The organism is Paracoccus sp. SJTW-4, from assembly GCF_047716885.1.
Classification (GTDB): domain Bacteria; phylum Pseudomonadota; class Alphaproteobacteria; order Rhodobacterales; family Rhodobacteraceae; genus Paracoccus; species Paracoccus solventivorans.
This window is the reverse complement of record NZ_CP136681.1, coordinates 1,763,271-1,784,473: the sequence shown is the minus strand read 5'-3', so window position 1 is coordinate 1,784,473 and position 21,203 is coordinate 1,763,271. Positions and strand designations below refer to the sequence as shown.

General features: G+C 69.3%; 23 protein-coding genes. 13 read left to right on the top strand and 10 right to left on the bottom strand.

Annotated elements, in window-relative coordinates; translation table 11 throughout:
• Window positions 1–132: 132 nt before the first annotated feature.
• The 3 genes from surE to RSP45_RS08810 are packed head-to-tail and all read left to right on the top strand — an operon-like array spanning window position 133 to window position 2,666.
• Window positions 133–927, top strand: a complete 795-nt coding sequence (gene surE, locus RSP45_RS08820; protein WP_415391631.1) for a 5'/3'-nucleotidase SurE — start codon at window positions 133–135, stop codon at window positions 925–927.
• 3 nt (window positions 928–930) lie between these two features.
• Window positions 931–1,620, top strand: coding sequence for a protein-L-isoaspartate(D-aspartate) O-methyltransferase (locus RSP45_RS08815; protein ID WP_415391630.1), 690 nt, complete (start codon window positions 931–933; stop codon window positions 1,618–1,620).
• 32 nt (window positions 1,621–1,652) lie between these two features.
• A complete protein-coding gene (locus RSP45_RS08810; protein ID WP_415391629.1) occupies window positions 1,653–2,666 on the top strand; it encodes a peptidoglycan DD-metalloendopeptidase family protein in 1,014 nt (337 codons plus the stop codon).
• A gap of 377 nt (window positions 2,667–3,043) precedes the next feature.
• Here the strand turns inward: RSP45_RS08810 and RSP45_RS08805 are convergent, their stop codons facing one another.
• Genes RSP45_RS08805 through RSP45_RS08795 form a run of 3 tightly spaced genes read right to left on the bottom strand, consistent with a single transcriptional unit; the run spans window position 3,044 to window position 5,967 of the window.
• On the bottom strand, window positions 3,044–3,892 hold the full coding sequence (locus RSP45_RS08805; protein ID WP_415391628.1) for a hypothetical protein: 849 nt from the start codon (window positions 3,890–3,892) through the stop codon (window positions 3,044–3,046).
• Window positions 3,893–3,916: 24 nt separating this feature from the next.
• Entirely contained in the window at window positions 3,917–5,317 is a 1,401-nt protein-coding gene (locus RSP45_RS08800) for a TolC family outer membrane protein (RefSeq protein ID WP_415391627.1), read from the bottom strand.
• Window positions 5,314–5,967, bottom strand: coding sequence for a protein-L-isoaspartate O-methyltransferase family protein (locus tag RSP45_RS08795; RefSeq protein WP_415391626.1), 654 nt, complete (start codon window positions 5,965–5,967; stop codon window positions 5,314–5,316). Before RSP45_RS08795 ends, RSP45_RS08800 begins: the two co-directional genes overlap by 4 nt.
• 181 nt (window positions 5,968–6,148) lie before the next feature.
• Between RSP45_RS08795 and mog the strand changes: the two genes are divergently transcribed.
• Window positions 6,149–6,691, top strand: coding sequence for a molybdopterin adenylyltransferase (gene mog, locus RSP45_RS08790; protein ID WP_415391625.1), 543 nt, complete (start codon window positions 6,149–6,151; stop codon window positions 6,689–6,691).
• Window positions 6,692–6,767: 76 nt separating this feature from the next.
• Here mog and rsmD read toward each other — a convergent pair whose 3' ends face one another.
• Entirely contained in the window at window positions 6,768–7,325 is a 558-nt protein-coding gene (gene rsmD, locus RSP45_RS08785; protein ID WP_415394028.1) for a 16S rRNA (guanine(966)-N(2))-methyltransferase RsmD, read from the bottom strand.
• A gap of 88 nt (window positions 7,326–7,413) precedes the next feature.
• Here rsmD and rfbC point away from each other — a divergent pair, with 88 nt between their 5' ends.
• The 5 genes from rfbC to rfbA all read left to right on the top strand — a co-directional run bounded on the left by rfbC (window position 7,414) and on the right by rfbA (window position 11,706).
• Complete coding sequence (gene rfbC, locus RSP45_RS08780; protein ID WP_415391624.1) at window positions 7,414–7,968, top strand: dTDP-4-dehydrorhamnose 3,5-epimerase; 555 nt, start codon at window positions 7,414–7,416, stop codon at window positions 7,966–7,968.
• The gene (gene rfbB, locus RSP45_RS08775) at window positions 7,965–9,002 is read left to right on the top strand and encodes a dTDP-glucose 4,6-dehydratase (protein ID WP_415391623.1); all 1,038 of its coding nucleotides are present in this window, start codon (window positions 7,965–7,967) and stop codon (window positions 9,000–9,002) included. The genes rfbC and rfbB overlap by 4 nt, the downstream gene beginning before the upstream one ends.
• Before the next feature lie 63 nt (window positions 9,003–9,065).
• Window positions 9,066–9,980 carry a hypothetical protein gene (locus tag RSP45_RS08770; RefSeq protein ID WP_415391622.1) on the top strand — a complete coding sequence of 305 codons (915 nt, stop codon included), beginning with the start codon at window positions 9,066–9,068 and terminating at the stop codon, window positions 9,978–9,980.
• Entirely contained in the window at window positions 9,977–10,828 is an 852-nt protein-coding gene (gene rfbD / locus RSP45_RS08765; protein WP_415391621.1) for a dTDP-4-dehydrorhamnose reductase, read from the top strand. Before RSP45_RS08770 ends, rfbD begins: the two co-directional genes overlap by 4 nt.
• On the top strand, window positions 10,825–11,706 hold the full coding sequence (gene rfbA, locus RSP45_RS08760; protein WP_415391620.1) for a glucose-1-phosphate thymidylyltransferase RfbA: 882 nt from the start codon (window positions 10,825–10,827) through the stop codon (window positions 11,704–11,706). The genes rfbD and rfbA overlap by 4 nt, the downstream gene beginning before the upstream one ends.
• Window positions 11,707–11,909: 203 nt before the next feature.
• On the opposite strand, the gene RSP45_RS08755 is transcribed toward rfbA, so the two are convergent.
• Complete coding sequence (locus RSP45_RS08755; protein WP_415391619.1) at window positions 11,910–12,650, bottom strand: response regulator; 741 nt, start codon at window positions 12,648–12,650, stop codon at window positions 11,910–11,912.
• Window positions 12,647–13,249, bottom strand: coding sequence for a MarR family winged helix-turn-helix transcriptional regulator (locus RSP45_RS08750; protein ID WP_415391618.1), 603 nt, complete (start codon window positions 13,247–13,249; stop codon window positions 12,647–12,649). Before RSP45_RS08750 ends, RSP45_RS08755 begins: the two co-directional genes overlap by 4 nt.
• Window positions 13,250–13,396: 147 nt before the next feature.
• Here RSP45_RS08750 and RSP45_RS08745 point away from each other — a divergent pair, with 147 nt between their 5' ends.
• Complete coding sequence (locus RSP45_RS08745; protein ID WP_415391617.1) at window positions 13,397–14,275, top strand: branched-chain amino acid aminotransferase; 879 nt, start codon at window positions 13,397–13,399, stop codon at window positions 14,273–14,275.
• Between the two features lie 119 nt (window positions 14,276–14,394).
• Window positions 14,395–15,993, top strand: coding sequence for a peptide chain release factor 3 (locus RSP45_RS08740; protein WP_415391616.1), 1,599 nt, complete (start codon window positions 14,395–14,397; stop codon window positions 15,991–15,993).
• 102 nt (window positions 15,994–16,095) lie between these two features.
• Here the strand turns inward: RSP45_RS08740 and RSP45_RS08735 are convergent, their stop codons facing one another.
• The 3 genes from RSP45_RS08735 to RSP45_RS08725 form a co-directional block, all read right to left on the bottom strand.
• Window positions 16,096–16,554 carry a YbaK/EbsC family protein gene (locus RSP45_RS08735; RefSeq protein ID WP_415391615.1) on the bottom strand — a complete coding sequence of 153 codons (459 nt, stop codon included), beginning with the start codon at window positions 16,552–16,554 and terminating at the stop codon, window positions 16,096–16,098.
• Window positions 16,555–16,718: 164 nt separating this feature from the next.
• Window positions 16,719–17,144 (bottom strand): OsmC family protein, encoded by a 426-nt coding sequence (locus tag RSP45_RS08730; protein WP_415391614.1) that lies wholly within the window; start codon window positions 17,142–17,144, stop codon window positions 16,719–16,721.
• Between the two features lie 580 nt (window positions 17,145–17,724).
• Window positions 17,725–18,894: a deoxyguanosinetriphosphate triphosphohydrolase gene (locus RSP45_RS08725; RefSeq protein WP_415391613.1), complete on the bottom strand. Its 1,170-nt coding sequence runs from the start codon at window positions 18,892–18,894 to the stop codon at window positions 17,725–17,727.
• Window positions 18,895–18,966: 72 nt separating this feature from the next.
• Here RSP45_RS08725 and RSP45_RS08720 point away from each other — a divergent pair, with 72 nt between their 5' ends.
• Entirely contained in the window at window positions 18,967–19,290 is a 324-nt protein-coding gene (locus tag RSP45_RS08720) for a HesB/IscA family protein (RefSeq protein ID WP_415394027.1), read from the top strand.
• A gap of 7 nt (window positions 19,291–19,297) precedes the next feature.
• Window positions 19,298–20,566 carry a hemolysin family protein gene (locus tag RSP45_RS08715; protein WP_415391612.1) on the top strand — a complete coding sequence of 423 codons (1,269 nt, stop codon included), beginning with the start codon at window positions 19,298–19,300 and terminating at the stop codon, window positions 20,564–20,566.
• Window positions 20,567–20,633: 67 nt separating this feature from the next.
• Here the strand turns inward: RSP45_RS08715 and RSP45_RS08710 are convergent, their stop codons facing one another.
• The gene (locus RSP45_RS08710; protein ID WP_415391611.1) at window positions 20,634–21,140 is read right to left on the bottom strand and encodes a DUF421 domain-containing protein; all 507 of its coding nucleotides are present in this window, start codon (window positions 21,138–21,140) and stop codon (window positions 20,634–20,636) included.
• Between the last annotated feature and the right edge of the window lie 63 nt (window positions 21,141–21,203).

Below are 21,203 nucleotides of genomic sequence, written 5' to 3'. Positions count from 1 at the left end.
CCGATTCGGCGCTTTTCTCTGCGTCTTGCACGCGGGGCGCTGGCAGGGCAAATCAGGACAGGCAAAGGGAACGGTCGGATCGGGCAGGGCGGGGGCATCGCGCAGGGGCCGCGCCGCAGGCAGGAAGACAGGATGCGGATACTGATCACCAACGACGACGGCATCAACGCGCCGGGGCTGGACGCGCTGGCCGAGATCGCGGCCGAGGTCGCGGGCCCCTCGGGCGAGGTCTGGACCGTCGCACCGGCGTTCGAGCAGTCGGGCGTCGGCCATTGCATCAGCTATGCCCACCCGACGCTGATCGCCCAGCTGGGCCCGCGCCGCTGGGCGGCCGAGGGCAGCCCCGCCGACTGCGTGCTGGCGGGGCTGGGCGACATCATGCTGGACCGGCGCCCGGACCTGGTGCTGTCGGGGGTGAACCGCGGCAACAACGCCGGCGAGAATGCGATGTATTCCGGCACCGTCGGCGGCGCGATGGAGGGCGCTCTGCAGGGCGTGCGCGCCGTCGCGCTGTCGCAGTATCTGGGGCCGGGCACCGCGCGGCTGGACGACCCGTTCGAATGCGCCCGCCGCCACGGGGCGCGGGTGATCCGGGCGCTGCTCGACCACGCCGACTGGGGCGAATCCGACGAATACCCGCTATTCTACAACGTGAATTTCCCGCCCTGCGCGGCCTCCGAGGTGCAGGGCATCCGCGCCGCGCCGCAGGGACGGCGGGTGGATGTGCGCTTCGGGGTGCAGGCGCAGGTGGCGCCGAACGGCCGCCGCTTCCTGTGGATCGCGGGCGGCGGGCAGACCGCCGCCGCCACCCCCGGCAGCGATGTCGAGGCGCTGCTGGCCAACCATGTCGCGGTGACCCCGATGCGGCCGGACCTGACCTGCATGGCTACCACCGGCCGGCTGGCCGCGGTGCTGGGCGAGGTCTGAGCCATGGTCCCCGGTCCAGACGACGATCACGGCGGGGCATTCGACGACGACGCCGCGGACCAGGCCGAGCGGCAGATGCGGTTCCTGTTCGCGCTGCGCTCGCGCGGGGTGACCGACCCGCGGGTGCTGGCCGCGATGGAGCGGATCGACCGCGGCGCCTTTGTCCGCGGCCATTTCGAGGACCGCGCCTACGAGGACACCCCCCTGCCCATCGCCTGCGGACAGACGATCAGCCAGCCCTCGGTCGTGGGGCTGATGACGCAGGCGCTGAGCCCGGGGCCGCGGGACACGGTGCTCGAGATCGGCACGGGATCCGGCTATCAGGCGGCGGTGCTGTCGGTGCTGTGCCGCCGCGTGCTGACCGTGGACCGCCACCGCCGGCTGGTGACCGAGGCCGAGGCGGTTTTCCGCGCCCAGGGGCTGACCAACATCACCGCGCGGGTGGCCGACGGCTCCTTCGGGCTGCCGGAACAGGCGCCCTTTGATCGCATCATGGTGACCGCGGCGGCCGAAGACCCGCCGGGGCCGCTGTTGTCGCAACTGAAGGTCGGCGGTATCATGGTGGTGCCGGTCGGACAGTCGGACGCGGTGCAGACGCTGATCCGCGTGACGCGGACCGAGACGGGCTTCGCCTATGACGAGATGCGGCAGGTGCGGTTCGTGCCGCTGGTCGAGGGGTTGGGACAGACATGACCCCCGGCGCAATGACGGATGAGGACGGGCAGATGAGCAATTCGGTTGCGGCGCTTATGCGGGATCGCGCGGGGCTTGCGGCAGGGGCGGCGCCTGGCTGCAGGCGGGTGCCGGGCGCGGTCCGGGGCCTGGGCTGCGCGCTGGTGCTGGCGCTGGCGGGTTGCGCGGCGCCGGGGACGATGCCCGGCACCGCCGCCCCGGCGCAGCCGGGGGCGGCGGCCGGGACCCAGGCGGTGATCCCGGGGCTCGGCAGCTTCCAGATGCCGGTGCTGCGCTGGCCCTCGGGCGGGATCTTCGGGGGCGCGGCCGGCGGCGCGGCGACCCAGCAGGTCACCGACCCGTTCGCGGGGCAGGGGGTGAAGACAACCGGGGCCGCCGCAGGGCAGCAGGCCGCCGCCGTCCACACCGTGGTCGCGGGCGAGACCCCGTGGTCGATTGCGCGGCGCTACGGGATCACCGTGCAGGACCTTGCCCGCGCCAATGGCCTGCCCGAGACGATGACCGTCCGCGCCGGCCAGCGATTGGCGATCCCGGCGACGGGCGCGGCCGGGCGCGCGGTGGTCGCGGCCCCCGGCGTCGGCTCGGCCACGCCGCAGCCGCCCTCCTCGACCCAGCCGCTGCCGAACGAACAGACCCGCCCGGCCACCGCCGCGCCGGCGACGGCCGCCCCCGACCTGGGCCAAACCCGCACCGCGGCCTCGGGCAGCGGCAGGTTCGCGATGCCGGCCAGCGGCTCGATCATCCGCACCTACAAGAAGGGCACGAACGAGGGCATCGACATCGCCGCCGCCCCCGGTTCACCCGTCAAGGCGGCAAGCGGCGGCACCGTCGCGGCGGTGACCCGCGACACCGACGGCGTGCCGATCGTGGTGGTGCGCCACGATGACGGGCTGATGACCGTCTACGCCGGCGTCGACAAGCTGTCGGTCAACAAGGGTGACAGCGTGTCCCGCGGGCAGAGCATCGGCGCCGCCCGCAGCAGCGGCGTGCTGCATTTCGAGGTCCGCAAGGGCTTCGACAGCGTGGACCCGGAGGGGTATCTGTAAACCTCGCAGCAGATTGTCGGGGGCGGGCTTCGCGGTTTGGGAGTCTCGAGGCCTGCACGGGGTTTTGCAGAGCAGGCTCCGGAACTGCTTGTGGCATCATCACCGGTTGAGGCGGCGGGCATAGCGGCTACGGTCCGGCGCTGCTTTCGAGGCCCGCAACGCTTCGGTAGCACCCTGATATGCTGCCCGTGAGTTCCGTCGCGGGTCGGGAAGCGGGCATCACATCTTAGACTCCCGCTGGGACCCATAGTGAGAGTTTACCGGGCTTTCGTCCTCCCTAGCGCAGCGCTGCAGGGACGCTGCGCCTGAGGATCTGCGCTGTTGCCGCGTGGTCACATCGGGATTCCGCCATGAGCGTCCGCGCTTCCGCTCTCTGCTCAGGCGGATGCGGGGCGGGTCAGGGCCTCGGTCAGGACGGCGGAAAGCTCGGTGCGGATCAGTTGCCGCAGGTCGGTTTCCAGCCGGTGGCGCATCTCGCGTTCCAGTTCGTCGCGCACCGCCTCGCGCAGGAGCGCGCGCAGCGGGTTGTCGGCGGGCGCGGTGTCGGGGGTAGTGCCGGCCGGCGCGGGGATGCGCAGCTGCGGGGTGGCCACTGCCGGTTCGGCGGTTGCGTCGGGGTGGAAATGCGGGGCGGTGGCGGGGTGCAGGGCGTGCATGCCGGTTCCTTCGTCTTCGGATTGAGGTTCGGGCCGGGCGGCCGGGAGCGGGGCGGCTGCGCAAGCAGCAGTCGGGTCCGTCGGTGGAGGGGAGATGTGCGGCGCCTCGGCGACCTCGGCCCGGTTCCGGGACAGCGGCGCCGAATCAGCAAGGCTGGGGGACAGCAGAGCCGGATCGGCAAGGCTGCGGGGCGGCGCAGGGTTGGCAGGGGGCTCGGGCGGCTCGCCCATATCGCCAGCTGCCACCAGCGCCTCCGGCTGCTCGGCGCGTCCGGGGGACCGCGGTGCCGAATCGGCGTGGCCGGGGGACCGCAGGGCCGGATCGGCAAGGCCGCCGGGCGGCGCAGGGTTGGCAAGGGGTTCGGATTGCGCGCCCATGTCGCTGGTTGCCACCAACGCATCCGGCCGCAGCCGCAACGGCATGTTGGGTGAGGTGCTGCCAACGGCCGCGCCCTGCGGCGCGAGGGGCGGCGCGGCTGCATCGCCGCTGGAAATCAGCCGCCGGATCGAGGCGAGCACGTCGCCGTTGTCAGCCCCCTCGGGGCTTTCCATGTGCAGGGGCGCGCTCATCGCACGCCCCCGGCAACGGGGCGATCAGTTCCGCGGCTGCTTGCCGATCGCACGCAGCACGCGGTCGAGGTTCTCGCCCTGGGTGCTGGTATAGGGCGCGTTGCGCACCGCGTTGTAATAGGCCGATGGGTCATAGGTCGGAATCCCCAGCTTCAGGTGTTCTACCGTCAGCAAACCCATAGAGGCCAAGAGTTGATAATGTGCTAACTGCAGGTTGGCTTCTGCAGTAATTTTATCGGCCCGCGCCTGAAGCAGGTTCTGTTCCGCGTCCAGCACGTCCAGCGTGGTGCGCGCGCCCAGCATCGCTTCCTCGCGCACACCCTCATACGCCTGTTGCGCGGCCGAGATCTGTTCGTCGATGGCGCCGATCTGGGCGCGGGCCACGTCGATGTTGGCCCAGGCCACCGCCACCGATTCGTCGACCTGGCGCGAGATGTTCAGCAGCGCCGAGCGTGCCGAATCGCGCTGCGCCATGGCGCGGCGATGGACCGCGGGCAGGCGGCCGCCGGAATACAGCGTCTGGTTGGCCTGGATGCCCGCCCGCAGCGACGACGGAGTCTGGGTGGTCCGGCCCAGGGTGGTCGAATCGCCCGAGTTGCGCGTGGTGCCCACTCCAACGCTGGCGGTAATGGCCGGGCTGCGCTCGGCTGCGGCGGCGGCGACGCCCAGCTCGGCGGCGGCGACGGTGCGCTTGGACTGGCGGATCGCCGGGTGGCTGCCGCGCGCGGTGTCCTGTGCCGATTCGAGCGAGGCCGGACGTTTCGGCAGCGGCGGCGGCGGGTCCAGCCGCCCGGGCGCCCGTCCCACCGCGGCGCGATAGCTTTCGCGGGCGATCTCCAGCTGTCCCTGCGCCGCGGCGCGGGCGGCACGGCTGGCGGCCAGCTGCGCCTCGGCCAGCGCCACGTCGGTCGAGGTGATCTCGCCCACGTCGAAACGGTCCTGCGCGGCCTGGCGTTCACGGGTCAGCACGGTGACCGAATTTTCCTGCAGCGCCACCTGCTGTTCGGCGCTGCGCACGTCCAGGAATGCCTGCACCGCGCCCAGCAGCACGTCCTGTTCCACGGCGACCAGCGCTTCGCGGGTTGCCAGAACTTGTTCCTTGGCGATGTCGATGGCCAGCTGGTTGCGGCCCCAGTCGAACAGCGTCATCTGCGCCTCGAGCCGCAAAGAGGTCGCGAGGCTTTCCGACCCGTCTGTTTGCTCGAAGGTATGATTTGCAATCCATTGTAGCACCGGCCGCAGCGAGGCCATGGCGGCTGCGACATCCTCATCCGCGGCGCGCAGCACGGCGCGGTTCTGGTCCAGCAGCGCAGAATGGCGATAGGCGCCGACCAGCGTGTCCGCCAGCGATTCGGCCCAGGCCGCGGGCGAGGACAGCAGCGTCCCCAGAACCAGCGCGGCTGCGGCAAGGCGACGGCGGATCATAGGGTGAACCCCGGGCGGCGCGCGAAGCCGGGCAGCACCGGGGCGACCGCGTTGAAGGCGAAGCGCCAGTTGATCACCCCGTCGAGCTTGATCCCCAGCCGCGCCACCCCCAGCGCGCCGTCGCGGAACAGGGCGATGATGCGGCCGCCCTCGGCCAGCTGCTCGGTGAAGGCGTCGGGGAACACCTCGATGCCGCCGCCGATCAGGATCGCGTCATAGGGCGCCTGCGCGGCGTGGCCCTGGGCCAGCGGCCCCTGCACCACCGCCACGTTGTCGGCGCCGGCGGCGGCCAGGCTGCGGGTGGCGGCGGCGGCGAGATCGGCGTTTTCCTCGACCGCGACGACGGCCTGCGCCAGCCGCCCCAGCACCGCGGCGGAATAGCCCAGGCCGGTGCCGACATCGAGCACCAGTTCGTCGGGCTGCACGTCCAGCGTGTCGATCATCTTGGCCAGGGTGCGCGGCTCAAGCAGCACGCGGCCGTGGCCCAGTTCGATATTCTCGCCGACATAGGCGACGTCGCGGCGGGATTCGGGGACGAAATCCTCGCGCGGGATCTCGAGCATGGCGGCGATGACGTTGTATTTCGTCACGTCGTTGGGGCGGACCTGCGTGTCCACCATCATCGTGCGGCGATCCTGGAAATCGGTCATAGGGGCAAAATCCGGCTGTCGGTTCAGGCGCATCAATGCCACGATCGGCCGCCCGGGGCAACGCCGCAACGCCGGGCGGCTTGCGGCATGGCCGCGCGGGGTGCGGGCGAAGGGGCTGCGGCCGTTCCCATCCGGCGCCATTGCAGGCAGGATACGGCTGCAATCGTTTCAGGAGTCCGTCATGACCCAGCGCCAGACCGCCCGCATCGCCGTCGTCACCGTATCCGACCGCGCCAGCCGCGGCGAATACGAGGACCGCAGCGGCCCCGCCGCCGAGGCCTGGCTGCGCGAGGTGGTGATCTCGGACATGCAGGTCACTCGCCATGTCATCCCCGACGGGCGCGAGGGGGTGGCCGCGACCCTGCGCAAGCTTGCCGATGGCGAAGGCGCGGACCTGATCCTGATCTCGGGCGGCACCGGCCCCGCGCCGCGCGACGAGACCCCCGAGGCGCTGGCCGATGTGATCGAGAAGGAGCTGGCCGGCTTCGGCGAGGAAATGCGCCGCGCCAGCCTGGCCGAGGGCGTGCCGACCGCGATCCTGTCGCGCCAGGCCGCCGGCATCCGCGACGCCTGCCTGATGATCCTGCTGCCCGGCAAGCCCGCCGCCATCGCCACCTGCCTGAACGCGGTATTCGCGGCGGTGCCCTATTGCCTGGACCTGATCGGCGCGGCGCGGATCGAGACGGACCCGGCGAAGATCGCGGCGTTCCGCCCGAAGGCGTGAGACCCGGGCACGGCTCGACCGGGGCTCTGCCCCGGACCCCGGGATATTTGGGTGATGAAGAAGAGGGGCGCCCGGATCAGGGTGCGCGCAGCAGCGTGAGCAGCGTGTCGCCGTAACGGCGCTGGTCGATCTGGGTCAGGCCGGGCGGGGGCAGGGGGGTGGTGTCTTCCTCCCACACCACCAGCGCGCCGGGGGCAAGCCAGTTGCCGGCAAGGGCCGAGGCCAGCGCGGCCTCGCCCAGCCGCTGGCCATAGGGGGGGTCGAGGAAGATCAGGTCGTAGCCCGCGCCGCGGTTCGGGCCCAGCTTCGTCGCGTCGCGGCGCCAGATGTCGGTGGCGCCCATGGCGCGGGCTTTTTCGATGTTCTCGCGCAGCAGGGCGCGGGCGGCGGCGCCTTCGTCCACGAAGGCCACGCGGGCGGCGCCGCGCGACAGCGCCTCGAGCCCCAGCGCCCCGGTTCCGGCGAACAGGTCGAGCACGCGCACGCCCTCGAACCCGAAGCCGTGGCTGTTCTGGATCAGGTTGAACATGGATTCGCGCACCCGGTCCGAGGTCGGGCGCAGATGCGCCTCCGGGTCGCCCGCACCCACGTCCGCCAGCTTGAGCCCGCGCAGGCGGCCAGAGACGATTCGCATGGCGGCGGTCCTTTTCTGCATCAGCGCGCGCATGGCTTTCACTTTGGCGCGAGAAATGGCAAGTCGCCGTTAAGAGCAGAGGTGCGAGATGCGTATCGAGGAAAGCGGTCTGCCGGGGGTGCTGGTGCTGACGCCGGTGCGGTTCGGCGATCACCGTGGATTTTTTTCGGAAAGCTGGAACCGGCGGACGCTGGAACAGGCGGGGGTGCATCTGCCCGAGTTCGTGCAGGACAACCATTCGCTGTCGGCGCGGGCGGGCACGTTGCGGGGGCTGCATTACCAGGCGCCGCCACATGCGCAGGGCAAGCTGGTGCGCTGCGGGCGGGGGCGGCTTTACGACGTGGCGGTGGATGCGCGGCGCGGCTCGGCCCATTACGGGCGTTGGATCGGGGTCGAGCTGAGCTTCGAGAACGGGCGGCAGCTGTGGATTCCGCCGGGGTTCCTGCACGGGTTCGTCACCCGCGAGGACGACACCGAGATCGTCTATAAATGCACCGCGCATTATGACGCGGCCTCGGACGGGGCGGTGCGCTGGGATTCGCTGGGGATCGACTGGGGCGTCGAGGCGCCGGTGCTGTCCGACAAGGACGCGGCGGCGCCGGCGTTTGCGGGTTGGCAGTCGCCGTTCGAGGGGACGCCATGAAGATTCTGGTGACGGGGGGCGCGGGGTTCATCGGCTCGGCGGTGGTGCGGCTGGCGGTGGCGCGCGGGCATCAGGTGGTGAACCTGGACGCGCTGACCTATGCGGCCAACCTGGAGAACGTGGCGAGCGTGGCGGAGAGCCCGCTTTACGCCTTCGAGCACGCCGATATCCGCGACCGCGCGGCGCTGGACCGCATCCTGGCCACCCATCGCCCCGATGCGGTGATGCATCTGGCGGCGGAAAGCCATGTGGACCGTTCCATCGACGGGCCCGGCGCCTTCATCGAGACCAACATCACCGGCACCTACAACCTGCTGGAGGCGGTGCGGGAATACTGGCTGCGCGAGGGCCGGCCCGAGGGGTTCCGCTTCCACCATATCTCGACCGACGAGGTGTTCGGCAGCCTCGGCCCGACCGGGCAGTTCACCGAAACCACGCCCTATGACCCGCGCAGCCCCTATTCGGCCAGCAAGGCCGCCAGCGATCATCTGGTGCGGGCGTGGCACGAGACCTACGGGCTGCCGGTGGTGCTGACCAATTGCTCGAACAACTATGGGCCCTATCATTTCCCGGAAAAGCTGGTGCCGGTGGTGATCCTGAATGCGCTGCACGGGCGCGAGATCCCGGTCTATGGCGACGGCGGCAATGTGCGCGACTGGCTGTATGTCGAAGATCACGCCGATGCGCTGCTGCTGTGCCTGGAACGGGGCGCGGTCGGGCGCAGCTACAATATCGGCGGCGAGAACGAGGCCACCAACATTGATCTGGTGCGGATGATCTGCGCGCATCTGGACGCGCTGCGCCCGCAAGCGGCGCCGCATGAGCGGCTGATCCGCTTCGTCGCCGACCGCCCCGGCCACGACCGCCGCTATGCCATCGACCCGACCCGCATCCGCAACGAGCTGGGCTGGCGCCCCTCGGTCACGGTCGAGGAAGGGCTGCGCCGCACCGTCGCCTGGTATCTGGAAAATGTTTCCTGGTGGCAGCCGCTGCTGGACCGCGAGGGCGTGGGTAAGCGGCTGGGGACGGGCTGAGATGCGGGGTCGCATGGGTATTTGCGCCAGCAAGAAGTCCCCTCGCGCCAAGGGGGCGGCGTGATGGCGGGGCGTCCTTCGCTGTTTTTGCATGTGGGGCTGCCGCATTGCGGGTCCTCGGCGCTGCAGGACTGGGCCGCGACCAACCGCGAGCTGATGGCGGCGCAGGGGCTGGTCTGGCCCGAGGTGGACGACTGCGGGCTGATGGCCGGGCGGCACCGCTGGCTGGTCGAGGCGCTGCTGGGCGGCCCGGACCAACGCCTGCCCGAGGTGCTGGCGGGCGCGGGCGGCGACGTGCTGATCTCGGCCGAGGGGCTGACCCTGCATTTCCACGATTTCCCGCGCGAGCGGCTGGAGTGGTTCCGGCAGGCGACCGCGGGCTGGGACGTGCGGCTGATCCTGATGACCCGCGACCTGTCGGGCTGGCAGCGCTCGATGTGGAAGCAGTGCATGATCAACCGCCCCGAGCCGGGGATGGATTTTGCGCTGAGCATCGACATGGCCGATTTCGCCGCCCGGCCGCGGGTGCAGCAGCTGACCGACCTCAGGGCGCTGCGGCGCGAGCTGGTCGCCGGCTATGGCGCGCGCGACCTGATCGAGCTGTCCTCGCTGGACGACTGGATGCCGAAGCTGGCCCGCGCGCTCGAGGTCGATCCGGCCCGCGCCACCATCCCGGCGCGCCGACATGAATCCATCGCCGATTCGGTGGTGCCGGTGGTGCTGGCGATCAATGCGCTGGGCGAGGCGGGCGGGCCGCGCGACGCGCTGCTGGCCCTGATGCAGCAGACGCTGGATACCAGCAACGACACGCTGCGCGAGCTGGCGCGCCAGCAGGGCGGCGCCATTCCGGGCGCGGCGGACAGGCTGGCCACGGCGCTGGCGCAGTTGCAGGCGGGTTGCGCCGGGCAGCCGACCTCGGGCTGGCTGGTGCACGCGATGGCCGAGGAACTGGACCGCAGGACGGCGGGGGCGGCATGAACGGGCTGCTGATCTTTGGCCGCACCGGGCAGGTGGCGACGGAACTGGCGCGGCTGGCCCCCACCGCCCGGCTGGCCGGCCGCGATGAGGTCGACCTGACCCGCCCCGACGCCTGCGCGGCGCTGATCCGCGACGCAGCCCCCGCCGCCGTCATCAACGCCGCCGCCTATACCGCCGTCGACCGCGCCGAAAGCGACGCCGGCACCGCGCGGCTGGTCAATGCCGGGGCCCCGGCCGCCATGGCCGCAGCCTGCGCCGGGCTGGGGATCCCGTTCCTGCATGTCTCGACCGATTACGTCTTCGACGGCGCGGGCGAGGCGCCGCGCGCCGAGGACGCCCCGACCGCCCCGCTGGGGGTCTACGGGCAGACCAAGCTGGAGGGTGAGCGCGCCATCGCCGCCGCCGGCGGGCAATGGGCGGTGCTGCGCACCAGCTGGGTGTTTTCCGCGCATGGCAATAATTTCGTGCGCACCATGCGGCGGCTGGGGGCCGAGCGCGACCGGCTGACCATCGTCGCCGACCAGATCGGCGGCCCCACCCCGGCCGCTGACATCGCCGCCGCGCTGCTGACCATGGCGCAGGCGATGCGCGCCGACCCCTCGCTTGGGGGCATCTACCATTTCGCCGGCGCCCCCGACGTCAGCTGGGCAGGCTTCGCGCGCGAGATCTTCGCCCGCTCGGGGCTGGCGCCCGAGGTTCAGGACATCCCGACCAGCGCATACCCGACGCCGGCGCGGCGGCCGCTGAACTCGCGTCTGGACTGCACGGCGATCGCGCGCGATTTCGGCATCGCGCGTCCCGACTGGCGCAAGGGCCTCGACCGCGTGATCACGGAGCTGAACGCATGACCACCACCACATCCGGGCGCAAGGGCATCATCCTGGCCGGCGGCTCGGGGACGCGGCTTTATCCGATCACCATGGGGGTGTCGAAACAGCTGCTGCCGATCTACGACAAGCCGATGATCTACTACCCGCTGTCGGTGCTGATGCTGACCGGCATCCGCGAGATCGCGATCATCACTACGCCGGACGACCAGACCCAGTTCCAGCGCCTGCTGGGCGACGGCAGCCAATGGGGGCTGCGGCTGGAGTATCTGGTCCAGCCCCGCCCCGAGGGGCTGGCGCAGGCCTATGTCCTGGCCGAGGAGTTCCTGGCCGGTGCGCCCTCGGCCATGGTGCTGGGCGACAATATCTTCTACGGCCACGGGTTGACGCAACTGCTGGCGGTGGCCGATGCGCGGGCGGATGCGACGGTGTTCGGCTATCACGTCGCTGACCCCGAACGCTACGGCGTGGTCGCCTTTGACGCGCGCGACCGGGCGGTGCAGATCATCGAGAAACCCGCGCAGCCGCCCTCGAACTACGCGGTCACCGGGCTCTATTTCCTCGACGCCGACGCGCCGCGCCGCGCGCGCCAGGTGCAGCCCTCGGCCCGCGGCGAGCTGGAGATCACCACCCTGCTGGAAACCTATCTGCACGAGGGCCGGCTGACCGTGGAAAGGATGGGCCGCGGCTATGCCTGGCTCGACACCGGCACCCACGCCAGCCTGCTGGATGCGGGCAATTTCGTGCGCACGCTGGAACAGCGCCAGGGGATGCAATCCGGCTGCCCCGACGAGATCGCCCATCTGCAAGGCTGGATCAGCGACGACGACCTGCGCGCCCGCGCCAGGATGTTCGGCAAGAACGAATATGGAAGGTATCTGGCCGGGCTGCTGGACTAGGCACCGACGCCCGGCCGCTTTCATCTTGCCGGAAATATCCACCGGGCTTCCGAGCGCCCGGAACAGAAGGCGGATCAGAAAACATCCCCCGAGGCTGTTTTCCCGCCGGATGGTCCAGTGGACTGTTTTCAGCGACGACGGCCACGGCAGTGGCTGCGGGGGTGGAAAACCTCCGCTCGCGGCGGCGACGCGATCGCCCCCGCTCAGTCGGGAACCAGCATGTATCCCGCGCCCCGCACCGTCTGCAGGTAACGCGGCTCGCGCGGGTCGGGCTCGATCTTGCGGCGCAGGCGGGTGATCTGCACGTCGATGGCGCGTTCCGAGTTCTCGCCGGCCTCGTCGGGGTCGCGGCCCAGTTCCTCGATCAGGGTGGGGCGGTCCACGGCCTCGCGCGGGGTCTGGGCCAGCCGGCGCATCAGCGCCTGTTCGGTGCCGGTCAGGCGCACCGGGGCGTCGCCCTGCCACAATTCCCCCTTGGCGCTGTCGTAGCGCAGCGGGCCCAGCGACAGGAACTTGGGCCCCTGGCTGGTAACCGAGGGCATCCGCCGCAGGATCGCCGCGATCCGCAGCAGCAGCTCGCGCGGCTCGAAGGGCTTGGCCAGATAGTCGTCGGCCCCCGATTCCAGCCCGGTGATGCGGTCGTCGGTGTCGCCGCGCGCGGTCAGCAGCAGGATCGGGGTGTCGCCCTGCCGGCGCAGGGCGCGGGTCAGCTCCAGCCCGTCCTCGCCCGGCATCATCACGTCCAGCACGATCAGGTCGAACTCGAGCCCCGCCAGCAGCCGGCGGGCCTGTGCGGCGTCGCGGGCGGCGGTGACGAAATAGCCGTGGCGCACCAGAAACCGGCGCAGAAGCGAGCGGATGCGCTCGTCGTCGTCCACGATCAGCAGATGGGCCTCGGGGTGGGCGGGGGCGGCCCCGGCCGCCGCGTCGGAGGGCTGGTTCATTCGGCGGCCTCGGTGCGGCGTTCCGACGCGGGCAGGGGGTCGGGCCCGGCCGTGCGATGCCGGTCGGGGGCGGGTTCGGACAGGGCGTGGAACCGTGCCAGCATCTCGGCGTCCATCATCGCCTCGAGCACCAGCCGGAACCCCTCGACCGCCTGCGGCCCGGCGGCATGATAGGCGGCGCGGACCCGGGCGCGCTGCGCCTGCGACAGCCGGCGTTCCAGCGCCGCGCCCTTGTCGGTCAGGCACAGCTGGCGTTCGCGCCGGTCGCGGCTGCCGATGCGGCTGTCGACCAGCCCGTCCTCGATCAGCGCCCGCAGCACCCGGTTCAGCGACTGCTTGGTCACCCCCAGCACCGCCAGCAGTGCCGTGACCGTCAGCCCCGGCTCCCGGTTGATGAAATGCAGGGTGCGGTGGTGGGCGCGGCCGTAGCCGATCTGGTCCAGGATCAGGTCGGGGTCCGAGGTGAAGGCGCGATAGGCGAAATACATCGCCTCGATCCCGCGCCGGACCTGCTCGTCGCTGGGGGCGGCGACGGGATGGGCGTCCGGGTCCGCGGTGGCGGCCGGGGCGTGGTCGTCAGGCGAACCCTGGTGGTGCATGGATTTTCCCTCTGCTGTCGCGCCAAGGATAGGACAGTGATGTTGACTTTCCAAGAAACAATCTCTAGCGCTGTCCAAGGCGCAACTTTTTGCCTGTGGGCCGGGGTTGTGCGAAACAATCGGAAAAACGGGGGTCCGAAAACCATCATGGCAGGCAGCTACGAAGACCGCGACGGCCGGATCTGGATGGATGGCGAGCTGATCGAGTGGCGTGACGCGCGCGTCCATATCCTTACCCACGCCCTGCATTATGCCAGCGCCGTGTTCGAGGGCGAACGCTGCTACGGCGGCAAGATCTTCAAGTCGCGCGAGCATTCCGAGCGGCTGCGCAAGTCCGGCGAGCTGCTGGACATGGAGATCCCCTATAGCGTCGACCAGATCGAGGCCGCCAAGCAGGAGTTCCTCGAGGCGAATGGTTTCACCGGCAAGGATGCCTATGTCCGGGTGCTGGCCTTCCGCGGCGCCGGGACGGACATGGGGGTTTCCGCGCGCAACAACCCGGTGCGGATGGCGGTGTCGGGCTGGGAATGGGGCAGCTATTACGGCGACGCCAAATGGCAGGGCGCCAAGATCGACATCGCCAAGTGGAAGCGTCCCAGCCCGGAAACCATCCCCGTGGCGGCCAAGGCGGCCGGGCTTTACATGATCTGCACCATGTCCAAGCACGCGGCTGAGGCCAAGGGCTGCTCGGACGCGCTGTTCATGGACTATCGCGGCTATGTGGCCGAGGCGACCGGCGCCAACGTCTTTTTCATCAAGGACGGCGAGGTCCACACCCCGCTGGCCGACGTGTTCCTGAACGGGCTGACCCGGCAGACGGTGATCCAGCGCTGCCGCGACCGTGGGCTGGTTGTGCACGAGCGCCACATCCTGCCCGAAGAGGTCGAGAGCTTCCAGGAATGTTTCCTGACCGGCTCGGCCGCCGAGGTGACCCCGGTCGCCCAGATCGGCAGCGACTGGCATTTCCAGGTCGGCCAGACCACCCGCGACATCGCCAGGGACTACGAAGAGCTGGTGCGGTCGTAAGCGCTGCCGGAGCGGGGGCCAGCCCCCGCGCCCCCGGGAATATTTCCGGACAGAAGACGAGGCCACGCCGTGCCACGGGCGGCATTGCGGGGACGGGGCGGGCGCGTTAAAGCCCGCCCATGCTGGACAATCGCCCCCCCCTGCCGCCCGAAATCGCCCGCCGCCGGACCTTCGCGATCATCGCGCACCCCGACGCCGGCAAGACCACGCTGACCGAAAAGTTCCTGCTGTTCGGCGGCGCCATCCAGATGGCCGGGCAGGTGCGCGCCAAGGGCGAGGCGCGGCGCACGCGGTCCGACTTCATGAAGATGGAGCAGGACCGGGGGATTTCGGTGTCCGCCTCGGCCATGTCCTTCGACTTTCGCGAATACCGCTTCAATCTGGTCGACACCCCCGGCCACAGCGATTTTTCCGAGGATACCTATCGCACCCTGACCGCCGTGGACGCGGCGATCATGGTGATCGACGGCGCCAAGGGCGTGGAAAGCCAGACCCGCAAGCTGTTCGAGGTCTGTCGGATGCGCGACCTGCCGATCCTGACCTTCTGCAACAAGATGGACCGCGACAGCCGCGATACCTTCGAGATCATCGACGAGATCCAGGAGAATCTGGCCATCGACGTGGCGCCGGCCAGCTGGCCGATCGGGTCGGGGCGCGATTTCATCGGCTGCTACGACCTGCTGCACGACCGACTGGAACTGATGGACCGCGCCGACCGCAACCGGGTGGCGGAATCGCTGCGGCTGAGCGGGCTGGACGACCCCAAGCTGGCCGAGCACATCCCCCCCGCGCAGCTGGAAAAGCTGCGCGAGGACATCGAGATGGCGCGCGAGCTGCTGCCTCGTTTCGACCGCAAGTCGTTCCTGGAAGGGCACATGACCCCGATCTGGTTCGGCAGCGCCATCAACAGCTTCGGCGTGCGCGAGCTGATGGAGGGGATCGGCGAGTTCGGCCCGCAGCCGCAGCCGCAATCCGCCGCCGAGCGCCAGGTTTCCCCCGAGGAGGACAAGGTCGCCGGCTTCGTCTTCAAGGTTCAGGCCAACATGGACCCCAAGCACCGCGACCGAGTGGCTTTCGTGCGGATGGCCTCGGGCCATTTCCAGCGCGGGATGAAGCTTTTGCACGTGCGTTCGAAAAAGCCGATGGCGGTGACGAACCCGGTGCTGTTCCTGGCCGCCGACCGCGAACTGGCCGAGGAAGCCTGGGCCGGCGACATCATCGGCATTCCCAACCACGGGCAATTGCGCATCGGCGACGCGCTGACCGAGGGCGAGTCGCTGCGTTTCACCGGCATCCCGTCATTCGCCCCGGAATTGCTGCAGAACGTCCGCGCGGGCGATCCGATGAAGGCCAAGCATCTGGAAAAGGCGCTGATGCAATTCGCCGAGGAAGGCGCGGCCAAGGTATTCCGCCCGATGATCGGTTCGGGCTTCATCGTCGGCGTGGTGGGGGCGCTGCAATTCGACGTGCTCGCCAGCCGGATCGAGCAGGAATACGGCCTGCCCGTGCGATTTGAGCCCTCGCAGTTCACCAGCGCCCGCTGGCTGTCGGGGCCCAGGGAAAAGGTCGAAGGTTTCGCGCAGACCAACAAGCAGCACATGGCCACCGACAACGATGGCGACCTGGTCTATCTGACCCGGCTGCAATGGGACATCGACCGCGTGGCGCGGGATCATCCCGAGCTGAAGCTGACGGCGACGAAAGAGATGATGGTGTGAGGTCTCCGCAATATGTGGAGGTATGTCGCCTATGACGGGGCCTGAGTGTTGGTCTGCTGTCCGACGGTCGAGGGCGCGCGAAGAGCTTGACCGATCATTCGCTTACTGCGTCACATCGACCCATTTTGCCCGGGTGACTTCGGCAAGTCGCTCGGTGCCGATCCGAACGGCGGCGTTCGGTGCACCGGCTGCAGGGAACACCTCCTCGAAGGCTCGGAGAGAGACGTCGCAATACACTTCCAGCGGCCGCGCCAGACCAAAGGGGCAGACGCCCCCCACCGGATGCCCCGTAATCTCCAGGACCTCCGAAGCAGGCAGCATCTTTGCCTTGGTTCCGAACTGATCCTTGTATTTGCGATTGTCGAGCCGCGCATCACCGCGTGTGACGAGCAGGACGACGCGGTCACCCACCCGCAGCGACAACGTCTTGGCGATCTGTCCATCGGTCACGCCAAGCGCATCCGCAGCCTCGCGTACTGTAGCGGTGCTGGCACTATTCTCCAGCACTTCAAGATCGGAGGCGTGTTCGGCAAAGAATGCCTGGACTGATGCAATGCTCATGGACCGACTGCCCGTTCCTGTTGTTTTGCGGGCATTCTTAACCAAGCCGGGGCTCAAAGTTAAGGTATGCCTCTCTGCACTGGGCAATGCGATGGCGAATATCGGCGCTGTCCCGCAACGCGGTCAATGTTGCAGCGCGGCCTCCAAGCCGCGCCGCGTGCAATTCACCCCACCGTCAGATCCATCGTCACATCGGCGTTCAGCAGCTTGCTGACCGGGCAGCCGGTTTTGGCGGTCTCGGCGGCCTGGCGGATCGCTGCCTCGTCGCCGTCGCCCGAGATGCGGGTGGTCAGATGCGCCTTGGTGATGGTGAAGCCGTCGCCGTCCTTTTCGATGGTCACTGCGGACGAGCTTTCGATGCTCGCGTTGCGCACCCCGGCTTTTTCGAGCTGCCCGGACAGGGCCATGCTGAAACAGGCGGCGTGGGCGGCGCCGATCAGTTCCTCGGGGTTGGTGCCCTTGTCGCCCTCGAATCGCATGGAAAATCCGTAGGGCTGCGCCGACAGCGCGCCCGATTCGGTCGAGACCTCGCCCTTGCCGTCCTTGATCCCGCCCTGCCATTTCGCCGAGCCTGTCCTGGTGATCGCCATGGTTGCCTCCTGATGTTGCGCTGGTGCCGAACGCCCGATCCGTGGCGGGGGTTCAATGCGGGACAGGAGAGCGGGGGTGCGGGGGGATTGCAAGCGCACGTGGGGGGTGGCGAGTGCTGCCTTCCCGCTTCAGACTTGTATGTATCGACTGCTGAGCGCAGTTCTCTACCGAATGGCTCCAGTTTCCATCAGGTCGATCCCTCACGCCGCCGGAATGCTATTCGCTTGCGCGAGGTTTGTTTGCGTCGGAGCGCTTGGCACGCCATCTGCCATCTTGGTTTCGTGAGCGTTCCTGGCCTCTTGTTGGTCCGGTTTTCACCTTTGGGCCTTTGGGGCGGCCAGTTGCTTTGACGGGTGCCTTGCTGGATGTCTTGAGCATGTTGAAGATAAGCTTAATCATTTCAGTTTCCTGCATACTCGAGAGAATTTATCTCAAAATCACTATTTAATCAATCTTCCAGAAATTGCTCTTGCGCCGTATTTTTCTGGAGCAAATCGGCTGAAAAGCTGGGGTGACCAATCTGGTCGAACACCGTTAGGACTGCCTGGATTCGACAGGGTCCACCCTCTCGCCGAGGGCTCAACCCCCCGTGCCGCCCAGCCGCTGCCATTCGGCAATCGCGAAGCGGTCGGTCATGCCGGCGACGTAGTCCAGCACCACGCGGGCGCGGGCGGTTCGGTCGGGGGCGGAGAGCGCCTCGAGCCGCCAGTCCTCGGGCATCAGCGTGGGGTCGTCCAGCATGGCGGGGAAGATCACGTTCAGCATTGCGGTCACTTGGGCGCGTTCCTCCATCACCGGGGGGGCGCGGTACATGCGGGTGAACAGGAACTGCCGGATTTCCTTCAACTCGGCGAACAGCGGCTCGGAAAAGCGGATCACCGGGCGGTCCAATGCGCGGATGTCCTCGGCCGAGCGGGGCGCGGTTTCCGCAAGCCGGGCGCGGGCGACGGCGATCACATCCTCGACCATGGTGCCGAAAATGCGCCGCAGCGCCTCGTGTTCGCGGCGCGAGGGGTCGAGGCCGGGGTGCAGCCGGTCCACCCGCGCAAACGCCGGGCCGATCAGCGGCAGCTCCATCAGGTCGGCGGCGGTGAACAGGCCGGATCGCAGCCCGTCGTGCAGGTCGTGGTGGTTATAGGCCACGTCGTCGGCGACGGCCGCCACCTGCGCCTCGGCGCTGGCGTGGGTGGACAGGCGCAGGTCCCAGTCGGCATTCACCTGCGCCAGCGCCCAGGGCCAGGGCGGCGCCACCGGGCCGTTGTGCTTGGCGATGCCTTCCAGCGTTTCCCACGTCAGGTTCAGCCCGTCGAAGCCGGCATAGTGGCGTTCCAGTTTGGTGACGATCCGCAGCGCCTGCGCGTTGTGGTCGAAGCCGCCATAGGGGGCCATCAGCAAGGCCAGCGCGTCCTCGCCGGTATGGCCGAACGGCGGGTGGCCCAGGTCGTGGGCCAGCGCCACCGCCTCGGCCAGGTCGGTGTTCAGCCCCAGCGCGCCGGCGATGGTGCGGGCGACCTGCGCCACCTCGATCGTGTGGGTCAGGCGGGTGCGGAAATAATCGCCGCGATAGGCGTCGCCCTCTTGCTCCACGAACACCTGCGTCTTGTGCTTGAGCCGGCGGAACGCGGAGGAGTGGATGATGCGGTCGCGGTCGCGCTGCCACGGGCTGCGAAAGGTGGACAGTTCCTCGGCATGCAGCCGGCCGAGGCTTTCGGCGGGCTGGCAGGCATAGGGGGCGGGCGCTTGCGTCATGCGGCGGTTTCCTTGCGGCAGGGCGCCTGCGACCCTATAGTCTGGGCAATGTCCACGAAACGGGAACGCCCCATGAACCTGCCCCCCACGGTCACGCCCCGCGCATTCGCGCGCCTGGCCGAGATCAATGCAGGCGGGCCGGGACCGGCGTTGCGTGTCGCGGTGCTGGGCGGCGGCTGTTCCGGTTTCCAGTATGACATCCGCATGGACGAGCCCGCGGCCGACGATCTGGTGCTCGAGGAACAGGGCCAGCGCGTCGTGGTCGACCCGGTGTCGCTGCCGTTCCTGGCCGGCGCCACCATCGACTGGGCGGATGAGCTGATCGGGTCCCGCTTCACCATCGAAAACCCGAACGCCAGCTCGTCCTGCGGCTGCGGCACCTCGTTCTCGATGTGATGCGCTGATGTTTCTGGAAATCCTGCTGATCGTTGCCCTGACCATCGTGAACGGGCTGCTGGCGATGTCGGAACTGGCGGTGGTCTCGGCCCGGCCGGCGCGGCTGGCCAGCATGGCCGAAAAGGGCGACCGTGGCGCGCAGGCGGCGCTGGCGCTGCTGGAACAGCCGGGCAAGTTCCTGTCGGCGGTGCAGATCGGGATCACGCTGGTCGGCGTGCTGCTGGGCGCGGTGTCCGGGGCGACGCTGGGCCTGCGGGCGGGTGCGGCGCTGGCGGCGGCGGGGGTGCCCTACGGTCTGGCGCAGACGCTGGGGGTGTTCCTGGTCGTGGCCGCGATCACCGCGCTGTCGGTGATCATCGGCGAGCTGGTGCCCAAGCAGATCGCCATGTCCAACCCCGAACGGATCGCTGCACGGGTGGCGCCCTCGATGACGCTGCTGGGACGGATCGGGACGCCGCTGGTCTGGCTTCTGGACAATGCCGCCCGGCTGGTGCTGCGGCTGGCCGGCGTGGGCGACAGCTCGGACCGCGCCATCACCGACGAAGAGGTGCGCATGACCATCGCCGAGGCCACCCAGGCCGGCGTGCTGATGGAGGGCGAGCGCGGCATGATCGCGGGAGTGATGCGGGTGGCCGACCGCTCGGCCGCGGCGATGATGACGCCCCGCCGCGATGTCGAGATGATCGACATTTCCGACCCGCCCGAGGTGGTGATGGCCAAGATCCGCGCCGCGCGGTTTTCGCGGCTGCCGGTGACGGACGGCTCGGACGACGACATCCTGGGGGTGGTGGCGCTGCGCGACCTGATCGGGGTGGACGAACCCGACCTGCGCAGCCTGATCCGCGAGGCACCGACCGTGCTGGACGCGGCCGACGCGCTGTCGGTGATCGAGGTGATGCGGGCCACGCCCTCGCGCATGGTGCTGGTCTATGACGAATACGGGCATTTCCAGGGCATCATCACCGCCATGGACCTGCTGGAGGCGATCACCGGCGATTTCGCCGACGCCGAGGGGGATGAGCCCGACATGGTGCGCCGCCCCGACGGGTCCTGGCTGGTCGCCGGCAGCGAAAGCGCCGACGAATTCGCCGGCGAGACCGGGTTCCCGCTGCCCGAGGGCGATTTCAACACCGTGGCCGGGATGGTGCTGGCGATCCTGAACCGGATCCCGCGCACCGGCGACATCTTTTCCCATCAGGGCTGGACGATCGAGGTTGCGGACATGGACGCGATGCGCATCGACCGGCTGATCGTGACCGCGCCGCCGTCTGAATAGGCGCGTGCAGGACCGGGGCTCTGCCCCGACCCGCGATATTTGGGGCAAGATGAAAGAGCCGGGGGGCTTATGCTCTGGAGCTGCTCTCGTCCCCGGCGCCCTGGTCCGATTCCTCGTCCGCGCGGATGACGCTCAGCCGGCCGTCGCTTTCGACATAGGCGCTTTTCACCTGCGCGATGTCGTCGATGCCGTTCAGCCGCAGGTGGCTGCGCAGTTCTTCCGCGGTCAGCAGCTCGCGGCGCAGGTTGCGCGGGATCGCCTGCCCGTCGCGGATGATCTGGATCGGCGCGTGCTCGACCAGCCGCATGAAGCCGGGCGAGGCGAAGCTGAGCCGGTTGGTCAGGTAGTTCAACGCCATCAGCGTGACGATCTGCACCGCCCCGTCCGGCAGGGAATCGAAATCCCCCAGCGAATGCGAGGCGGATTCGGTGACCAGCAGCAGGAACACCAGATCCATCGGCGCCAGCTCGCCCCCGGTGCGCCGCGGCAGGATGCGAAACAGCGCCATGAACAGCACGAACAGCAGCGTGCCGCGCAGGATCAACTCGGAGATCGGGGTCTGCAGCTCGAACATCTTCCGCTCCGTCATGGGCCTGCGGCTCAATCCGCGGCGGGGGCGGCGGTTCCCGCGGCCTGC